Below are 18,148 nucleotides of genomic sequence, written 5' to 3' on the forward strand. Positions count from 1 at the left end.
GAAGAGGGGCATATGGCACGCGACACGACCGATTTCCGACCCATCGAGGGCATGGACGAACTCGTCGACTACCTGGCCAAGGGCAACAAGCCGCGCTCCGAGTGGCGCATCGGCACCGAACACGAGAAATTCCCCTTCTATGTCGACGGCCATGCGCCGGTGCCTTATGGCGGCGACCGCGGCATCCGTTCGATCCTGGAAGGCATGCAGGAGAAACTCGGCTGGGATCCGATCCTGGATGAAGGCCGCATCATCGGCCTGGTCGAGCCAACCGGCCAGGGCGCGATTTCGCTGGAGCCGGGCGGACAGTTCGAGCTCTCAGGCGCACCACTGGAATCGATCCACCAGACCTGTCGCGAAGGCAATGCCCACCTGGCACAGGTGCGCGAGATCGCCGAGCCGCTCGGCATCCGCTTCCTCGGTCTTGGCGGCAGCCCGAAATGGACGCTTGCCGAGACGCCGCAAATGCCAAAGTCGCGTTATGAGATCATGACGCGCTACATGCCCAAGGTCGGCACCAAGGGCCTCGACATGATGTATCGCACCTGCACCATCCAGGTGAATCTCGACTTCGAGAGCGAGGCGGACATGCGCCGCAAGATGCAGGTTTCACTGAAACTGCAGCCGCTGGCCACCGCACTGTTTGCCAACTCACCTTTCACCGATGGCCGGCCCAACGGCCTGCAGAGCTGGCGCGGCGACATCTGGCGCGACACCGACAACCAGCGCTCCGGCCTGCTCGACTTCTGCTTCTCACCCGAATTCGGATTCGCCGACTATGTCGAATGGGCGCTCGACGTGCCGATGTATTTCATCATCCGTGACGGCCGCTACCACGACATGACGCACATCACCTTCCGCCAGTTCATGGAAGGCGCGGCGCGCAACCAGGTACCGGATGGCCTGCCCACCATGGGCGACTGGGCAAACCATCTGTCGACGCTGTTCCCCGACGTGCGCCTCAAGCGCTTCCTGGAAATGCGTGGCGCCGACGGCGGCCCGTGGCGGCGCATCTGCGCGCTGCCGGCCTTCTGGGTCGGCCTGCTTTATGATGAAGCGGCGCTCGACGCAGCCGAGGCGCTGACACGCGACTGGAGCTATGAGGAGGTCAGGGCGATGCGCGACGCGGTGCCGGAGAAAGGCATCGGCACGTCGTTCCGCACGACCACGCTGCGCGAGATCGCGCGCGAAACGCTTGCGCTGTCGCGCATGGGCCTTAGGAACCGCAACAGGCTGAACCGAGACGGCTTCGACGAAACCTCGTTCCTGTCGACGCTGGACGAGGTGGTGGCGCGCGGCACCACGAGCGCCGAAGAGATGCTGGCCGCCTACCACACACGCTGGGGCGACTCGATCGAGCCGGTGTTCCTGGAGTATGCGTATTGAGGCCTGCGTCTTAGTCTTCCGCCGGGAGAACGAATTCGCGATCTTCACTGGAGCGGGCCGAAAACCGCCGGGCTCCAGTCCATGCATCACTTGATCGGAATCCAGATTTCGACCTCGCCGAAACCGCTCGCAGCGTCGAAACGCCCGTCATAACGCTCGAAATCCGGCGCACATGCCGTCTCGAGGCCCGCTTCCGGCAGGGACTTGTTCCAGATCGTATAGACGGTGCTGCGTATCGCGGAGATATGCCCCCGGTGGGTAAACACCGCATATCGGCAAGCCGGAATTCGTATGCGGGTCAGTTCCGCCGGGATGGCGGAGAAATCGCGGACTTCCACGCCGCAGATGTATTCGAAATTACCGGCATCGTCGCCGTTGCAGCATACGCCGTAGCACGTCCATCCGACCTGCCCGGGGATGCTGCCGATCGATGGCCCGAAACGCTGCCACTGCGCCGGAATGCCCTCATTGGTCTCGAATGTATAACGCTCGCCCAGACCGGCAATCAGCAAGGCCTGGCCGTCCTCGACGCGCGGCGCTTCCAAGTCGACGAGAAGACTGTGATCCATCCTGATCGGCTCCAGTAGTTTCAGGTTTTCGAGATGGCCTTGCGCGCGCACCTGCTCGGGTGTGAGGCCGAAATGGCTGCGGAAGGCCCGTGAGAAGGCCTCATGGGAGCCGTAGCCCGCGTCCAGTGCCACGGCCAGGATGTCCGGCGCGCCTGCGGAAAGCGCCCGGGCCGCCTCGGCCAGGCGACGGTTGCGCAGATAACCCATCACCGTGTGACCGGTCGCGGCCCCGAACACCCGTGACAGGTGAAAGCGCGACACGCCGCTCGCCTCGGCGACATCGGCCAGCGAAATGGCTTGCCCGAAGCGGTGCTCGATAAGCCACAGGGCTTTGCCGACGGGATCCATGCGCTCTCCCATGAAGATTTTCTCCTTATGGCCGATTCCGGGTGCCGCCATTTGATCGCCGTTGCGCATGGACGATGTCCAGATGGCTCGAATGCGATCGAAACGCTCGAGCCAATTGCCCACTTCAATCCTGCATTGAAAGGCTCTACGCTCCCCTTGATACGCAAAACCGCAGCGCACTTTTGCTGGAATTGCTTGAGAAGCGCATAGGCTGAGGAGGAGCAAGACGTGCTGAACCTGTTCGACATGCTGAACCAGTCCCAGAACGGCAACGGCATGGAGGCGCTGGCACGGCAGTTCAACCTGAGCCAGCAGCAGACGCAGGCTGCGGTCGAGGCACTGCTGCCCGCCTTCAGCCAGGGCCTGAAGCGCAACACCGCCGACCCCTATGGCGTCGGCACCTTCATGAACGCGATGGCCAGCGGCCAGTACGGTCAGTATTTCGACAATGCAGCCCAGGCCTTTTCGCCACAGGGCGTGAGCCAGGGCAACGATGTGCTCGGCCAGTTGTTCGGCTCCAAGGACCTGTCGCGCGCCGTCGCGGCGCAGGCTGCACAGGCCAGCGGCGTCGGCCAGCAGGTATTGCAGCAGATGCTGCCGGTGCTGGCCTCGATGGTGATGGGCGGGCTGTTCAAGCAGACCACCAACCAGATGCAGGCCGGCGGTTTCGGCGGCGGCAACAACCCGTTCGGCCAGATCATCGAGGAGATGATGCGGCAGGGTGGCGGCATGATGGGCGGGCAGCCGCAGCAGCGCCAGGCGCCGCAGGGCCAGAACCCGTTCGGCAACAACCCGCTGGGCGACAATCCGCTCGGCAAGGTGCTGCAGGACATGTTCGGCGGCGGCGCACAGCAACAGGCGCCGCAGCCGCAGCAGCCGCAGCAGCCGCAAAACCCTTTCGGCGACAACAATCCCTGGGGCAAGATCCTGCAGGACATGCTGGGCGGCGCACAGCAGGCGCCCGACCCTGCCCCGCAGCGTCGCGCTCCGGAACCCGAACCGAACCCGAGCGGTCGGGCGCGCAACCCTTATGACGACATCTTCGGCAAGATGTTCGAAAGCGGCCGCCAGCAGCGCGACGACTACCAGCAGGGCGTCGAAAGCATCTTCGACCAATTCCTCAAAGGCATGGACCGCCGGTAAGCCAATTCCTTAACGAGTGTGCGGCAGTCTCCACGGCGCTGGATCGAGGGGACCATGCATGTTCGGCTTGTTTGGGAAGAAAAAAGCCGCTCCTGTGCGCGTGGTGGCCGTGCTGAATGCCAGATTACAGCCGCTGGACCGCGGCGAGATCGAAGACGCATTCGACGTGGCCATGTCGGAACAGGGCTTCGGCATCCGCACGGTGGGTGGCGGCACCTTGCTGGAGGCCAACGGCGAAGTCAGCCAATGCGACATCGAGATCGAAATCGACGAATTCTCGGACAAGGCGGTCGACACGGTGAAGGGCGTTCTTGGCGCGATGCTGGCGCCCAGAGGGTCGCATCTGCTGCTGCCGAGCCAGAACAACCAGCGCATCGCTTTCGGCACGCATGAAGGCCTGGCCCTTTACCTGAACGGCACCGATCTTCCGGACGAAGTCTACCGGACTTGCGATTCCAACCACGTCCATGCCGAGTGCCAGCGCCTGCTGGAAGGCATCGGCCATGTGGCAAGCCACTGGCAGGGACCAACGGAGACGGCGCTTTACATGTATGGACGCAAATTCGAGGAAATGCGGCAGCGGGTGGGACCGTTCCTGCAGGCATATCCCCTGTGCGCGCGATGCCGTATCGAGCAGATCGCCTAGAGCATTTTGTAGCCAAGTGGAATCACTTGGCGTTACAAAAATGCGACGAAAACAAAACTTAGAGCGTTTCCGCGTTTCCGTGAAAAACGGAAACGCTCTAGCATCCGTCTCGCGGCAAGTTCGAACAGGATGTGACCTGAGTTCACAAATCCTGTGCCTTTCACCACTCTGGCTCACGAAACGATGCGCTTCTATCTAGCCATCATTGGCAGATGGAGACTTCTAAGATGGAATACCGCAATCTCGGCAGATCGGGCCTGAGAGTTCCCGTGCTGTCCTTCGGCGCGGGCACGTTCGCCGGCAAGGGGCCGCTGTTCAGCGCCTGGGGCAATACCGGTGTCGAAGAGGCCCGCCGGCTGGTGGACATCTGCCTGGAGGCCGGTGTCAACCTGTTCGACACCGCCGACGTCTATTCCGACGGCGCGTCGGAAACCGTGCTCGGCGAGGCGATCAAGGGCCGGCGCAACGACGTGCTGATCTCGACCAAAGCCAGCCTGCCGCTGGGCGACGGGCCGAACCAATGGGGATCGTCGCGCAGCCGGCTGATCGAGGCGGTGGATGCCGCGCTCGGCCGGCTCGGCACCGACCATATCGACATTTTCCAGTTGCATGCCTTCGATGCGCACACACCGGTCGAGGAAGTACTTTCCACACTCGATGGTCTCGTGCAGGCCGGCAAGCTGCGCTACATCGGCGTCTCCAACTTCTCCGGCTGGCAGATCATGAAGTCGCTGGCGGCGTCGGAACGGCACGGCTGGTCGCGTTATGTCGCCAACCAGGTCTACTATTCGCTGGTCGGCCGCGACTATGAGTGGGACCTGATGCCTCTCGGCCAGGACCAGGGCCTCGGCGCGCTGGTGTGGAGCCCGCTCGGCTGGGGCCGCTTGACCGGCAAGATCAGCCGCAACGCTCCGATCCCTGCCGGCAGCCGGCTGCATGAGACAGCCGACTTCGGTCCGCCGGTGGAGGACGAACATCTCTACCGCGTCGTCGATGCACTGCAGGAGGTGGGGAAGGAGACCGGCAAGAGCGTGCCGCAGATCGCCATCAACTGGCTGCTGCAGCGGCCGACGGTGTCTTCCGTCATCATCGGCGCGCGCAACGAAGAGCAGTTGCGCCAGAACCTCGGCGCCGTCGGCTGGTCGCTGACGCCGGAACAGGTCGCCAGGCTCGATGCCGCAAGCAGCGTGACCGCGCCATACCCGCACTTCCCTTATCACCGCCAGGAAGGCTTCGCGCGGCTCAACCCGGCGATGGTGTGAGAGGTCCCTTCTCCCACAAGGGGAGAAGGCAAAACGTGCTCCCAAAAAAGAAAAAGCCCGGTCCGTGGGGGGACCGGGCGGTGCGCAGGTCCCGGCTGGGTCGAGCCGGAAGGGAGTGGGAAACCTGCAGCAACCTTGTTCCGCCGTGTCCCGCTGGAGGCCGGAACACGAGGCGAAAGATCAGGCCACCCTGCGGGCCAGTTCCTCGATCGAGGCGATACGCTCGCTGGCGATCGAACGCAGCTTCACCGTCGGATCCGAACCGAAGGGCAGGTCGATGGCGACGGAGAGATCGGCTCGGGTCAGACCGATATCGGCCAGTTCCGCATCAGACATCTCGCCGAGGCGATAGAAGGTGCGTCGGTTTTGCCAGGCATGGAAAAAGCCGATCATACGATTGAACACACGCGTCGCAGCAGCCGGGGTCGCGGTGATGCGCGCGCTCTCTGGGGCGAAATCATACGTGGTCATGGATCTTCTCCTCGAAACCGCGCGCAGCAGGGTTCCGCACCGCCAAAAAGGCGATCCGAAGCCGTTTCACACGCGCTCATATGGACAATTGAATAAATGCCACGCCGCGATTGATTAATCCAACGAATGTTTTTAATCTCTATCATCAACTCTGATGATGAATGGAGCCGACAGCTCGATTTCTTCGACGAATGGTTTCTATCAAAATCATCAAAAACGATGATGGATCATACCGATGAAAGCGCCGCTCGACCTCGACCAGTTGCAGACCTTCATCTCGATCGCAGACACAGGGTCCTTCACCCGCGCCGCCGAAGAGGTGCACCGCACGCAGTCGGCGGTGTCGATGCAGATGCGACGGCTGGAGGAGCGCATCGGCAAGCCGTTGTTCGAAAAGGATGGCCGCTCCAACAAGCTGACCGAGGATGGCGACCGGCTTCTGTCTTACGCCCGCCGGCTGATCTATCTGAACCGCGAGACGCTTTCCGCCTTCGACGACAACCGGCTGGAGGGCACCATCCGCATCGGCACGCCGGACGATTATGCCGACCGTTTCCTGCCCGAGATCATGGCGCGCTTTGCTCGCTCCAACCCGCGCGTGGAACTCACCGTCACCTGCGAACCGACGCCCGGCCTGGTGGAGCAGATCAAGCGCGGCCATCTCGACCTGGCGCTGGTCACCCACAACGACGCACGCGGCCAGTCGGAAGTGGTGCGGCGCGAACCGCTGCTGTGGGTCACCTCCGCCAACCACGCCACCCATGAGGAAGAAGTGCTGCCGATGGCCTTCGGCCGGCCAAACTGCATCTGGCGCCGTGCCGCCTGCGATGTCCTGGACGAGATGAGGCGCGACTACCGCATCCTGTTCTCATCCTTCTCGGCAACGGTTATCGCGGCGGCAGTGCTGTCGGGGCTGGCGATCTCGGTGCTGCCGGAATGCGCGCTGCGTCCCGGCATGCGGGTGCTGGGCGAAGCCGACGGCTTCGGCCTGCTGCCCGACTGCCGCATAGGCCTGATGCGCGGCCAGACCAGCCGTCCGGAAATCGTCGAAGCGCTGGCGCGCCACATCGCCGAAAGCCTCGACAACATCTCGGTGCCGATGAACGAAGAACCCGGCAGCTTCGACTTCGCCTCGCTCGCCTTCACCAAGATGAAGCGCACCAAACCCAGCCAGATCATGCCAGGCTGGTAAGAGACGGTTTTCCGTCCGGAATCGCGTAAAGCAAAGAGCCAGAGCGGTTCCGATAAAAGGCGGAAACGCTCTAGCGACGACCGCCGCGCACCACCAGCACGTTGCCGATGGCGACCAGCGCAAGGCCGACGATGGCGAAGGCGGTCCACCGGTAGCCTTCGAGCACGGTCGAGACCAGCAGCGCGAAGATCGGGAACAACACCGTGGCATAGCCGGCGCGCGCCGCGCCGATGCGGCCGAGCAGCGTGAGGTAGGCGGCAAAACCCATGATGGTGGAAACGACCGCCAGGAACAGCAGCGAGCCGAAATAGGCCACCGTCGGCACCACGGTGAAGGTGCGGCCCATCAGCAAGGCCAGGATCGCCGACCACAGCGTGCCGTAGAACATACCCCAGGCGTTCATCGAGACGAGCGGCAGGCCCTTGCGCATGCCGGCGGCCGAGATCACGTTGCCGACACAGAAGGAGAGCGTGCCGGCGACGCAGAAAGCAAGCCCGACCAGCGTGCCACCACCGAGATCGTGCCCGATGATCTCTGGCAGGAACATCAACGCAATGCCGCAAAAACCGGTGAGCCCGCCAAGCAAGATGCGCGGCGACGGCCTTTCACGCATGACCACGGCGCCAAGCATCATGTTCATCACCGAAGCCAGCGAGAAGACCACCGACAGCAGCCCGGAGACCAGGTAGCCGGCGCCGTAGTAGAACAGCAGGAAATTGGACGAGAACATCAGGATGCCGAGCGCCACGAAGCGCATGTGGTCGGCCAGGGCGAAACACAGCCGGCCACGCTTCAAAACCACCCAGCCGAACATCAGCGCGGTGGCGATGGCGAACCGCCAGACGATGTTGACCTCGTTGGCCACAATGCCGACCTGGAACTCGATGGCGTACCAGGACAGGCTCCAGGCAACGACGGTGAGTGCATAGAGGCCGTAGTCGAGCGGCTCGAACGGACGTTCGCTGGCGCTGCGCATAACGGGCGCGGCTTCAGGCGGCCGGGATTGCTGCATGTTCATGGCGACGCCTTGATTTCAGGAATTGCGCATCGGTAGGCCTGCCGGCCATGCACGTCCATCGCATTCGTGTGGTCCAGCAACACCAGCTCCGTCCGCGGGGGCTTGACCCATCCCCCCTCCAGCGCGCCAATCGGTGCATGAGTGATTTTTTCGAAGACGATTCGAGGCCGGGGGCGACAAACGCCACCGAGTACACGGTGAGCGAGATTTCCGGTGCGCTGAAGCGCACGGTGGAGGACACCTTCGGCAATGTGCGCGTGCGCGGCGAGATTTCCGGCTATCGCGGCCCGCATTCGTCGGGTCACGCCTATTTCGCGCTGAAGGACGACCGGTCGCGCCTCGATGCCGTGGTGTGGAAAGGCACGATGAGCAGGCTGCGCTTCCGCCCCGAAGAGGGCATGGAAGTGATCGCCTCCGGCAAGCTCACCACCTATCCCGGCAAATCGAACTACCAGATCGTCATCGACAATCTGGAGCCCGCCGGCGCCGGCGCGTTGATGGCTATGCTGGAAGAGCGCAAGCGTCGCCTCGCTGCCGAGGGCCTGTTCGACGCCGGCCGCAAGCAGCTCCTGCCCTATATGCCTTCGGTCATCGGCGTCGTCACCTCGCCCACCGGCGCGGTGATCCGCGATATCCTGCACCGCATCCGCGACCGCTTCCCGCTGCACGTGCTGGTGTGGCCGGTGCGTGTGCAGGGCGAAACGGCCGGCATGGAAGCAACCATAGCGGTCGAGGGCTTCAACAGCCTGGAGCCAGGCGGACCGATCCCGCGGCCGGACCTGATCATCGTGGCGCGCGGCGGCGGCAGCCTTGAGGATCTATGGGGCTTCAACGATGAAGGGCTGGCACGGGCCGTTGCGGCTTCCGAAATCCCGATCATCTCGGCGGTCGGGCACGAGACCGACTGGACGCTGATCGACCTCGCCGCCGACGTACGCGCACCGACACCGACCGGTGCCGCCGAAATCGCGGTCCCGGTCAAAGGGGATCTGGAGGCGACGCTGGCCAATCTGTCGGCGCGGCTTTCGGCGGCCTTGTCGCGCGGCATCGACCGCCGACGCCAGGCGGCTCGCGCCGCGGCACGGGCGTTGCCCTCGCCGGACCAGTTGCTGGCATTGCCGCGGCGCCGTTTCGACGAGGCTGAAAATCGGCTTGCCCGTGCGCTGTCGGTGGCGATCGAGCGCAAACGCGGCCGGCTCGGCGCCATCCGGCTGACACCGGCGACGTTGTCGCGGCGCATGGATGAGGCGCGGCGGCTCACCGCGCGCGATCTGGCCCGCGCGCAGGCGGCTTTCCTCGGCATCGTGCGCGAGCGCCGCGCGCGCTTCATGCGCACCGCGGCACGGCTTTCACCCGCCCCGATCGCACGCCGGCAGAAGCTGCAGGGCGACGCGCTGGCGACGCTGGCGCGCCGCAAGGACCAGGCGATGACGGTACGGCTGGAGCGGCTGCGCGCGCGCCTCACCCAGGCCGACCGGCTTTTGTCGACACTGAAACTCTCGGAACAGGCTATCCTGGAGCGCGGCTATGCGCTGGTCCTCGACGCCAGCGGCACGCTGGTGAAGCGGGCGGCTGAAGTGACGCCGGGTACGGCGCTGGAACTGCGCTTTGCCGATGGCTCCGCTCATGCCACGGCCGAGGGCGGCGAACCGGCGTCAGGCCCGGCAACTGCCAGCCCACCGAAACCAGTTCGGGCCGCGCCGAAAGACAAGGGCACCAGCGGCCAAGGATCGCTGTTTTAACCTGCGACATATTCGATCGATCCCCCTCTCCCGTAAGGGGAGAAGGGACTTGCAACCGCTTTAGTCGCTTTTCCGGAAAGCGCGGCTCGAGACGGAGATGGAATTCTGGCAGGGATCTTTCGCGTTCGCGAAAAGGTAGCCATCGGCCTTGTGGATGGCGCCGAAATCGAGGCCATCTTCGGCGCGCTGCCTGCAGAACAGCTCGACATCCTCGACGTCGAAGACCAGCTTGACGGTCGACTGGCCGCCGCGCTGGCCTTTTGCGGCCTGATGAAGCAGGATGTTGGCACCGCCATCGCTGGCGACGAGCTCGACAATCCTGTCGCCAGGCAAGCGGATTGCCGTGAAGCCGAAATGCCGTTGATAGAAACGGGCGGTTTCCTCGACATCCCTGGCGTAGATGACGATCCGGCCAAGTGGCATCGGCAACCCCGAGAACGGTGGTGCCCTTCTCCGCCCGCTGGAGAAGGGAGCAGGCTCAGGCCGCCTTGTCGGCGTCCGTTTCCGCCTCGACGGCCTCTTCGAGGCGCGAAGCGATCAGTTCCTGGATATCGCCGACCTCTTCCTGGAGGTCTTCCAGCGGGATTCCCGCTTCGGCGGCCTTGGCGGCACACTGCTTGGCCAGGACCTCGGCATGCTTGTCGATCTTCACCGCTTCGGACGGGGCACAGCACTCCTTGCCGATCCAGTCCTGCAGAAATTCGATCGCGTGTACGCTCATAATTGAACTACCCGTTTCGGTTCTTTCCGGCTGCCAGCGCTGTCGGCGCGGCCGGCCGGTGTCCCTATTTTAATAGAAACCGAGTCGCAAGCTCACGGCAACCTTACCGGCTACCCAAAGAACAAGACCTGGTTTCAGTGATTGGTTTGCGGGGCATCCACCCGGCGAAAAAAGAAGTGGTACCGTTGGCTGGGATCGAACCAGCGACCTCCGGATCCACAATCCGGCGCTCTAACCATCTGAGCTACAACGGCACTCATGCCCGTCGATGATCGCAACACCAGCTCCACTCGTGTCAGCCGCGCTCCGTCATCCGGCGAAGCGTCCATACGGGCAATCGGATCGTAATTCAAGGCTCTTGCGAAGGCAAAGGCCCGCTCACCCACATCCGTGTTCACCCGGCCCCCGATCTTACGCTGGGGATACCGACGCATTTCATACAAACTCAAGCCTCTGCCGAGACGCAGTACCGGTTTTCGGAGAGGTCCTACCTTTTCTTAAGAAAAAGGCCGGCGGGAGGAGGAGCCGGCCTTTTTCCGATATGAAGCCGGCGGGAGGAGGAGCCGGCTTTTGCCTGGAGCGGAGGGAGGAGGAACCACCCCAGGTATCTCTTGCCTCATAAAGCTAGGAAGCCGGTTCGATGCTTACAAGACCCCGGCCTGCCCTTGCCATTTTGCCGCACTTTCCAGTGCGCATCGTAGTTCCGAAAATCGACGCCGACTTTCGGGTCGATGCATCAGGCGGCCTTGGAGACGTCCTTGAAGGCCTTCTCGAAAGCGGCCTTGTAAGGCTTGGAAACTTCTTCGGCGGCCTTGGAAGCGGCAGCCTGGAATTCCTTGGCCTGCTCGACAACGGTCTCGACGCGCTTGCGCAGGAAGGAGGTCTGCAGCTCGACGACTTCCGACAGCGACTTGGCGCCGACGAGGGCCTCGAGGTGCGAGAAATTGGCTTCGGCGTTGGCGCGCAGCGTGGCGATCGCCTTCAGCGACAGGTCGCTCGAGGTGGTCTTGGCGGTCTCGTAGCTGGTTTCGAAAGCCTTCTTGGCTTCCTCGGCGCCGGTCTTCAGCTTGGCGAAGGTCTCCTTCGACTGCTCGACGCCCTTCTCGGCGAAAGCGCGAACCTGGTCAGCAGCCTGCGAAGCATCGAAGGTCGGGAATTCGGTGGTCTCAGCGGTCTTCGTCTTGGTCATTTTCCATCCTCGTTGTGGACGGGCACATCCGCATCTCTGGCGCCGCGCCGTCTCGTTCATTTCTGTTAACACCATAGCATTTCTCATTGTGCAGTGCAATATTTATGTTGCGACGCAACATTAGTGAAAAGAAACAAGGGGATGCCCGCGTTAACCAAAAGCCCTACTTTTCAAGTGGGCTATCTTCTGGCTTGTGGACCTTGCTGCGGCACCCATTTATTAACGAAGAATTAACCGCGGCCATCTCCTGGAGGATTGCCAGAGCGCATGCCGTCCGAGAACTATTCGTTCCTCGATGTTGCCGTCCTCGACGAGGTGCGGGCGCGTTTCGCTGCCGGCGACGCGCTGCTCATCCTTTCGGCGGACCTCGACCAGGTGCTGTGGGCGAACGGCCCGGGCGCTGCCGTGCTCGGCCATGCCGACATCGAGGCGGCGATCGACGCGCCGGCCGACCTGCCACCGGTGGCGAAACGCCAGATCACGGCCACCGCCGGCTTTCCGGCCATCGGCCGCAACCGCGCGCTGCTGGTCCGGCTTTCCCGGGGCATGGCAACGCAGGCGATCGGCTTCCAGGCCAGTGCCGTGACCATGCCGGACGGTGAAGCGGCGATCCTGCTTTCGGTGCCGGCCCAGCAGACCGGTTCGCGCAGCGTGGCCGAAATCGCCGAACGCGCCATAAGCGGCTTCACCACCGACGGCCAGTTCCTGGCTTTCATCGACGGCAGTGGCAATGTCGAAGCCTCATCGGCGGGATTCTCAGGCCTTGGAATCAGCACCGAGACGCTCGCCGCCCTGGCAAGCGAAACCGGCCGGGATCACGAACGCACGCTGAAGCGGCGTGTCCAGGCAGGAAAGCGCGCCCTGCCCGCGGGCATGGCAAGGCTGACGGACGATCCGGAACGCCATCTGCTGGTGGTGATCGACGATGGCAGCGCCGATCGGAATGAGGCAGCACCCGCAGCGACGATCCCTGCCGGCAACGGCCCGACAGCTGCGGCCGAGCCGCCGGCCGCGGAAGGCTGGCGCGCGGCTGATGACAGCGCTTCCACCAGCGCCGCGTCCGGAGAACATCATCACGATGGCTGGTATTTCAGCGATGCCGGCGAAAAGGGCGGAAACCCGGCACCGGTGGAGCCGGACGAGGCCGCAGTACCCGCCAGACAGGCCATCAGCCGCAACGCGGCGCCGGTGCGTTTCGTGTGGCGCACCGACGAAGCCGGCCGCTTCAGCGCGATTTCACCCGAATTCGCCGCCGTTGTCGGCGAGGCCGCCGCCGATGTCATCGGCCGGCGTTTCAAGGATGTCGCCACCACTTTCGGCTTCGATCCTTCCGGTGAGATCGCGGGGCTGCTGGACCGGCGCGACACGTGGTCGGGCCGCTCGGTTGCCTGGCCGATCGCCGGCAGCAGCCTGAAGGTGCCGGTCGACCTCGCCGCCCTGCCCGTCTACGACCGTAACCGCAACTTCGAAGGTTTCCGTGGTTTCGGCGTCGCGCGGGTTGCCGATGCCACCGAAGACCACGAAAAGGTCGGCGAGGCGCTCACGCCCGATTGGACGCCGTCGGAAACGCCGCCCGCTGCAGTCGTCGCGCCGCCCACACCATCGCAAGCGAAGCAGCCTGGCGCAGAGGCGAGCCGCCACAATGCTTTCCACGGCGAGACGCCGGCACTGACCATTGCGCCGACGCCGGAACGCCGGTTCACCGACAAGGTCATCCGGCTGGCGGAACACCGGGCACCCGCCAACGACAAGGGCCTGTCGAATGTGGAGCGCACCGCCTTCCGCGAGATCGGCGAACGCCTGAAGAAAGACAGTGCCGTGGAAACCGGCAAGGCCACGCCTGCCGCGCCGAAAGAGACGATTCCTGCTGCATCGCTGACAGATATTGCCGCCGTGTCGCCAAGCAAGGTCGAAGCGACAGCAGCATCCAGCCAGGATGCCGAATCGACGAAACCGGTCGAGACCGCTGCGACCACGCCCGAACAGAAGCCGGAGGTCGAGGTCCAGCTTCCTGTCGTCGCCGTCGAGCAACCAGCACCGGATACCAAGGCCGACGCGGCGGAACCGGAAATGGTTGGCGCGCAAGACCATGCCGCTTCACATGACGCGGCCGCCGTGGACGACAGCGCCACGCTGCTCGAGGCGCAGGAAGCCGAGCACATCGAGGACCTGGCGCGGCTCGACGGCACGAACGCCGATACGGTTTCCGAGATCGAAGATTCCGTCGCAAGCTCCGAACTGCCCGTAACGCTTGCCGGCCAGCCAGCGGAAACTGAAGCTGCCGGATCGGACGATGCCGCGCAAGACCAGCCCGCGGCCAAGCCGGCCGCGCCGCGCTCCCTGCTGGCTTTTGCCACGCCGGACGAAGCGGAGCCGTGCGACAAACCGGCGCCGGCACTGGACGATGCAGGCGACGTCAGGGCCGCCGTGGCGAAGGTGACGCAACAGCGCCGCGGCGCGATCCCCGAAGAGACGCCGTCTGCGGAAGACGCGACGGAAGACACCGATCTGGCTCGCCTGGAAGATGACGGCGATCTCACGCATCCACGCGATGAGGATGAAGCCGACGCAGAACCGGTGCAGGCCACCGTGACGCCGCGTGCGGCGCCACCGCTGCAGGCTGGCGGCTTCGTGCCCGCTGCCTTCTCCACCGGCGAGACGGCACCGGACACGTCGCTCGTGGCGCGGCTGCCGGTGCCGTTGCTGATCCATTCCGGCGACAAGCTGCACTACGCCAATACGGAGTTCCTGGCCCTGACCGGTTATGGCGATCTCGCAGCGCTGGAGGCCGCCGGCGGCCTGGATGCACTGTTTGCCGATGCCTATGCCAGCCATGATGCGCCCGACCACTCCGACCACAAGCTGCGGCTGAAGAAAGCCGATGGCGAAGAGGTTCCGGTCGATGCGGTGCTGCGTTCCGTGCCCTGGGGCAAGGGCAAGGCCCTGATGCTGGTGCTGAACGGCACGACCGACAACCGGTCGGCGCAGGTCCTGCCCTTTCCGGCAGCCGAGGCGGTGCAGCCAGACAATGGGGAACTCAAGGCGCGCATCGCCGAAATGCGCACCATCATCGACACCGCCACCGACGGCGTGGTGCTGATCAACCGCGATGGCACCATCCGCTCGATCAGCCGGCCGGCGGAGGCCCTGTTCAGCTTCGACAGCGACGACGTCGCCGGCAAGCAATTCGCCTCGCTGTTCGCCATCGAAAGCCAGAAGGCGGCGCGCGATTACCTTGCCGGGCTTTCCGACAATGGCGTGGCCAGCGTGCTCAATGACGGCCGCGAGGTCATCGGCCGCGAAGCCGAGGGGCGCTTCATCCCGCTGTTCATGACCATCGGCCGCCTGCCCGGCGACAGCGGCTATTGCGCCGTGGTGCGCGACATCACGCAATGGAAGCGGGCCGAGGAAGAACTCACCCAGGCGCGCGCGGTGGCCGAACGTGCATCCTCGCAGAAGACCGACTTCCTCGCCCGCATCAGCCACGAAATCCGCACGCCGCTCAACGCCATCATCGGTTTTTCCGAACTGATGGTGGATGAGAAATTCGGGCCAGTCGCCAATGAGCGCTATCGCGACTATCTGCGCGACATCAACCGCTCGGGCAACCATGTCCTCGATCTGGTCAACGACCTGCTCGACATTTCCAAGATCGAGGCGGGACAGCAGGAAATGGACTACGAGGCGGTGTCGCTCAACGACACGCTGGCCGAATCCGTCGCGCTGATGCAGCCACAGGCCAATCGTGAGCGAGTGATCATTCGCTCGTCCTTCGCCTCGCGCCTGCCGGAGGTCGTGGCCGACCTGCGTTCAATCCGCCAGATCGCGCTCAACATCCTGTCCAATGCCGTGCGCTACACACAGGCGGGCGGCCAGGTGATCGTCTCGACTGCCTATGAGACCTCAGGCGATGTGGTGATGCGGGTACGCGATACTGGCGTCGGCATGACCCAGGCGGAGATCGAACACGCGCTGAAGCCCTTCAAGCAGGTCAATGCCCTGAAGCGCGGGCGCAGCGACGGCACCGGCCTCGGCCTGCCGCTGACCAAGGCGATGGTAGAGGCCAACCGGGCCCGCTTCACCATCAACTCGACGCCCGGTGAAGGCACGCTTGTTGAAGTGGCTTTCCCGTCGACGCGCGTTCTGGCCGATTAGGCGGCTCAATAGAAAAAAGGCGCCCGACGGGGCGCCTGAAGAGGAATTTGTCACAACGGGCTTGAGCGATACTGTTCCCGCCCAGCGGGAATGGGATTTCTCCCTCAAGTTACCCGTGACTATCACGGCCGGGTCGTAAACAAATCCTTACCCGGGTGCGGAAAAATTTACGAAAGTGTACCACTTGTGAAAACGCGGTAAATTTGAGCGCTACGCTTTGTTTACCGTATTCTCCGCCCGGCTGTCCGCTCAGCTCTGCAGTTCCGGCCGATCCCTGAACAGGTCGAGCGCTTCGGGATTGGCGAGCGCTTCCTGGTTCTTGACGGCGCGGCCATGGACGACATCGCGCACCGCAAGCTCGGTGATCTTGCCCGACTTGGTGCGCGGAATATCGGTGACGGCGACAATCCTGGCCGGCACATGGCGCGGACTGGCGCCGGTGCGGATCTTGGCCTTGATCTTCTTCTCGAGTGCCTCGTCCAGGGCGATCCCCGCGGCCAGCCTTACGAACAGCACCACCCGCACGTCATCCTCGAAATCCTGGCCGATGCAGATCGCCTCGAGGATTTCCGGCATCTGCTCGACCTGGTTGTAGATCTCGGCCGTGCCGATGCGCACACCACCCGGGTTCAGCGTCGCATCCGAGCGACCGTGGATGATCATACCGCCATGTTCGGTCCATTCGGCAAAGTCGCCATGGCACCAGACATTGTCGAAACGCTCGAAATAGGCGCCGTGATACTTCCTGCCATCGGGATCATTCCAGAAGCCGATCGGCATGGCCGGAAACGCTTTGGCACAGACCAGTTCGCCCTTCTCCTGCCGCACCGGCTGGCCGTCGTCGTTCCAGACGTCGACGGCCAGGCCAAGCCCGGCCCCCTGGATCTCTCCTTCCCAGACCGGTTCGGTCGGCACGCCCAGCACGAAACAGGAGACGATGTCGGTGCCGCCCGAAATCGAAGCGAGGTGGATATCCTGCTTGATGCCTTCATAGACGAAACGAAAGCCTTCCGGCGACAGCGGCGAGCCGGTCGACGAGATGGTGCGGACGGTGGAGAGGTCATGCGTGGTGATCGGCGTCAGCCCGGCCTTGCGCACCGAATCGATGAACTTCGCCGACGTGCCGAAATAGGTCATCTTCTCGGCGTCGGCGAAGTCGAACAGCACATTGCCGGATGGATGGAAGGGCGAGCCGTCATAAAGCAGCAGCATCGCACCGCAGGACAGACCCGAAACCAGCCAGTTCCACATCATCCAGCCGCAGGTGGTGAAATAGAAGAAGCGGTCACCCTCGACGAGGCCGGCATGCAGGCGCAGTTCCTTGACGTGCTGGATCAACGTGCCGCCGGCCGAATGCACGATGCATTTCGGAATGCCGGTCGTGCCGGATGAGAACAGGATGTAAAGCGGATGCGCGAAAGGCAGTCGTTCGAAGGTGACTGATTTGGCCGCGAAGGGCTGCAGCGCCATCTCCAGCGCTTCCGCGCCCTCGATGGTGCCGGCGACATCTTGCGCGGTGCCGAGATAGTCGACCACCAGCACCTTGCGCAGGCTCTCCAGTTTCGAAGCGACGGCCGCCACCTTGTCGGCAACCTCGATGGCCTTGCCGGCATACCAATAGCCGTCCGGCACGATGAAGACGACCGGTTCGATCTGGCCGAAGCGGTCGAGCACACCCTGTTCGCCAAAATCGGGCGAACAGGACGACCACACCGCGCCGATCGAGGTGGCGGCAAGCATGGCGGCAACCGTTTCGGGCATGTTCGGCATCATCGCGGCGATGCGATCGCCCTGTTTGACGCCGAGCTTCACGAACAGTTGCTGAAGCTGTGAGACCCTGGCGTGCAGTTCGTCCCACGACAGGCGCCGCTCGACCTGGTCCTCGCCGCGAAAAACGATCGCGTTGGAGGAACCGCTCTTCTTCAGCAGATTTTCCGCGAAATTCAGCCTGGCGTCGGGGAAGAAATGCGCGCCCGGCATGCTGTCGCCGTCGACAAGCACTGTTTCGCCCTTGTCGCCCGTGATGCCGCAGAAGTTCCACACCAAATCCCAGAATGCTTCGCGTTCCGCCACCGACCAGGCATGCAGATCGTGGTAGCTGGCGAAGCTCTGCCCGCTGGCCCGCTCGGCCGCGCGCGTGAATTCGGTCAGCGGCGCCTCGGCAATTCGTGCTTCCGATGGGCTCCAAAGGGGGGTATCTGCGGCCATCAATGTTCCTCCCGTGGCGTCACCCGTTAAGCATACTGCAACGCAACAACGCAAGGTCGGCCGAATGCGACAGCATGTGTGCTATCGCCATCGCATGG

Annotated in this window: 14 protein-coding genes and 1 tRNA gene; 7 read left to right on the top strand and 8 right to left on the bottom strand. The window is 63.7% G+C overall.

The window, feature by feature from the left end:
* The first annotated feature begins 12 nt into the window (after positions 1–12).
* Complete coding sequence (locus ACFWYE_RS26320; RefSeq protein WP_379115124.1) at positions 13–1,386, top strand: glutamate--cysteine ligase; 1,374 nt, start codon at positions 13–15, stop codon at positions 1,384–1,386.
* An 86-nt stretch (positions 1,387–1,472) separates the two neighbouring features.
* Here ACFWYE_RS26320 and ACFWYE_RS26325 read toward each other — a convergent pair whose 3' ends face one another.
* Complete coding sequence (locus ACFWYE_RS26325; protein WP_379115170.1) at positions 1,473–2,303, bottom strand: GyrI-like domain-containing protein; 831 nt, start codon at positions 2,301–2,303, stop codon at positions 1,473–1,475.
* A 228-nt stretch (positions 2,304–2,531) separates the two neighbouring features.
* Between ACFWYE_RS26325 and ACFWYE_RS26330 the strand changes: the two genes are divergently transcribed.
* The 3 genes from ACFWYE_RS26330 to ACFWYE_RS26340 all read left to right on the top strand — a co-directional run bounded on the left by ACFWYE_RS26330 (position 2,532) and on the right by ACFWYE_RS26340 (position 5,354).
* Positions 2,532–3,446 (top strand): DUF937 domain-containing protein, encoded by a 915-nt coding sequence (locus ACFWYE_RS26330; RefSeq protein WP_379115125.1) that lies wholly within the window; start codon positions 2,532–2,534, stop codon positions 3,444–3,446.
* Between the two features lie 58 nt (positions 3,447–3,504).
* The gene (locus tag ACFWYE_RS26335; RefSeq protein WP_379062907.1) at positions 3,505–4,092 is read left to right on the top strand and encodes a hypothetical protein; all 588 of its coding nucleotides are present in this window, start codon (positions 3,505–3,507) and stop codon (positions 4,090–4,092) included.
* A gap of 227 nt (positions 4,093–4,319) precedes the next feature.
* A complete protein-coding gene (locus ACFWYE_RS26340) occupies positions 4,320–5,354 on the top strand; it encodes an aldo/keto reductase (RefSeq protein WP_379062909.1) in 1,035 nt (344 codons plus the stop codon).
* Between the two features lie 180 nt (positions 5,355–5,534).
* Here the strand turns inward: ACFWYE_RS26340 and ACFWYE_RS26345 are convergent, their stop codons facing one another.
* Positions 5,535–5,825: a DUF1127 domain-containing protein gene (locus ACFWYE_RS26345; RefSeq protein ID WP_101936649.1), complete on the bottom strand. Its 291-nt coding sequence runs from the start codon at positions 5,823–5,825 to the stop codon at positions 5,535–5,537.
* A gap of 235 nt (positions 5,826–6,060) precedes the next feature.
* On the opposite strand from ACFWYE_RS26345, the gene ACFWYE_RS26350 reads away from it, so the two are divergent.
* A complete protein-coding gene (locus tag ACFWYE_RS26350; RefSeq protein ID WP_129411258.1) occupies positions 6,061–7,017 on the top strand; it encodes a LysR substrate-binding domain-containing protein in 957 nt (318 codons plus the stop codon).
* A gap of 70 nt (positions 7,018–7,087) precedes the next feature.
* Here the strand turns inward: ACFWYE_RS26350 and ACFWYE_RS26355 are convergent, their stop codons facing one another.
* On the bottom strand, positions 7,088–8,035 hold the full coding sequence (locus ACFWYE_RS26355; RefSeq protein ID WP_379115126.1) for a DMT family transporter: 948 nt from the start codon (positions 8,033–8,035) through the stop codon (positions 7,088–7,090).
* A gap of 137 nt (positions 8,036–8,172) precedes the next feature.
* Here ACFWYE_RS26355 and xseA point away from each other — a divergent pair, with 137 nt between their 5' ends.
* Positions 8,173–9,777 (top strand): exodeoxyribonuclease VII large subunit, encoded by a 1,605-nt coding sequence (gene xseA, locus ACFWYE_RS26360; protein WP_379115127.1) that lies wholly within the window; start codon positions 8,173–8,175, stop codon positions 9,775–9,777.
* A gap of 60 nt (positions 9,778–9,837) precedes the next feature.
* On the opposite strand, the gene ACFWYE_RS26365 is transcribed toward xseA, so the two are convergent.
* From ACFWYE_RS26365 to ACFWYE_RS26380, 4 genes are all read right to left on the bottom strand, one after another.
* Complete coding sequence (locus tag ACFWYE_RS26365; protein WP_379115128.1) at positions 9,838–10,200, bottom strand: VOC family protein; 363 nt, start codon at positions 10,198–10,200, stop codon at positions 9,838–9,840.
* A 55-nt stretch (positions 10,201–10,255) separates the two neighbouring features.
* A complete protein-coding gene (locus tag ACFWYE_RS26370) occupies positions 10,256–10,498 on the bottom strand; it encodes a hypothetical protein (RefSeq protein ID WP_379062919.1) in 243 nt (80 codons plus the stop codon).
* Positions 10,499–10,675: 177 nt separating this feature from the next.
* Positions 10,676–10,752, bottom strand: a tRNA-His gene (locus tag ACFWYE_RS26375).
* Between the two features lie 482 nt (positions 10,753–11,234).
* Positions 11,235–11,687: a phasin gene (locus ACFWYE_RS26380; protein WP_326894024.1), complete on the bottom strand. Its 453-nt coding sequence runs from the start codon at positions 11,685–11,687 to the stop codon at positions 11,235–11,237.
* A gap of 267 nt (positions 11,688–11,954) precedes the next feature.
* On the opposite strand from ACFWYE_RS26380, the gene ACFWYE_RS26385 reads away from it, so the two are divergent.
* The gene (locus tag ACFWYE_RS26385) at positions 11,955–15,842 is read left to right on the top strand and encodes a histidine kinase dimerization/phospho-acceptor domain-containing protein (protein ID WP_379115129.1); all 3,888 of its coding nucleotides are present in this window, start codon (positions 11,955–11,957) and stop codon (positions 15,840–15,842) included.
* A gap of 249 nt (positions 15,843–16,091) precedes the next feature.
* Here the strand turns inward: ACFWYE_RS26385 and ACFWYE_RS26390 are convergent, their stop codons facing one another.
* Positions 16,092–18,050 carry an acetoacetate--CoA ligase gene (locus ACFWYE_RS26390; RefSeq protein WP_379115130.1) on the bottom strand — a complete coding sequence of 653 codons (1,959 nt, stop codon included), beginning with the start codon at positions 18,048–18,050 and terminating at the stop codon, positions 16,092–16,094.
* Positions 18,051–18,148: the final 98 nt, after the last annotated feature.

Origin of the sequence: Mesorhizobium sp. NPDC059025 (genome assembly GCF_042739655.1) — a bacterium.
In the GTDB taxonomy this organism is placed as follows: Bacteria; Pseudomonadota; Alphaproteobacteria; order Rhizobiales; family Rhizobiaceae; genus Mesorhizobium.

What these genes read in the sequence shown, in the direction of transcription:
- ACFWYE_RS26370 (WP_379062919.1), bottom strand. Translation starts at nt 10,498, where the DNA reads ATGAGCGTACACGCGATCGAATTTCTGCAGGACTGGATCGGCAAGGAG.
- ACFWYE_RS26335 (WP_379062907.1), top strand. Translation starts at nt 3,505, where the DNA reads ATGTTCGGCTTGTTTGGGAAGAAAAAAGCCGCTCCTGTGCGCGTGGTG.
- ACFWYE_RS26350 (WP_129411258.1), top strand. Translation starts at nt 6,061, where the DNA reads ATGAAAGCGCCGCTCGACCTCGACCAGTTGCAGACCTTCATCTCGATC.
- ACFWYE_RS26340 (WP_379062909.1), top strand. Translation starts at nt 4,320, where the DNA reads ATGGAATACCGCAATCTCGGCAGATCGGGCCTGAGAGTTCCCGTGCTG.
- ACFWYE_RS26380 (WP_326894024.1), bottom strand. Translation starts at nt 11,687, where the DNA reads ATGACCAAGACGAAGACCGCTGAGACCACCGAATTCCCGACCTTCGAT.
- xseA (WP_379115127.1), top strand. Translation starts at nt 8,173, where the DNA reads ATGAGTGATTTTTTCGAAGACGATTCGAGGCCGGGGGCGACAAACGCC.
- ACFWYE_RS26355 (WP_379115126.1), bottom strand. Translation starts at nt 8,035, where the DNA reads ATGAACATGCAGCAATCCCGGCCGCCTGAAGCCGCGCCCGTTATGCGC.
- ACFWYE_RS26320 (WP_379115124.1), top strand. Translation starts at nt 13, where the DNA reads ATGGCACGCGACACGACCGATTTCCGACCCATCGAGGGCATGGACGAA.
- ACFWYE_RS26345 (WP_101936649.1), bottom strand. Translation starts at nt 5,825, where the DNA reads ATGACCACGTATGATTTCGCCCCAGAGAGCGCGCGCATCACCGCGACC.
- ACFWYE_RS26325 (WP_379115170.1), bottom strand. Translation starts at nt 2,303, where the DNA reads ATGGATCCCGTCGGCAAAGCCCTGTGGCTTATCGAGCACCGCTTCGGG.
- ACFWYE_RS26390 (WP_379115130.1), bottom strand. Translation starts at nt 18,050, where the DNA reads ATGGCCGCAGATACCCCCCTTTGGAGCCCATCGGAAGCACGAATTGCC.
- ACFWYE_RS26365 (WP_379115128.1), bottom strand. Translation starts at nt 10,200, where the DNA reads ATGCCACTTGGCCGGATCGTCATCTACGCCAGGGATGTCGAGGAAACC.
- ACFWYE_RS26385 (WP_379115129.1), top strand. Translation starts at nt 11,955, where the DNA reads ATGCCGTCCGAGAACTATTCGTTCCTCGATGTTGCCGTCCTCGACGAG.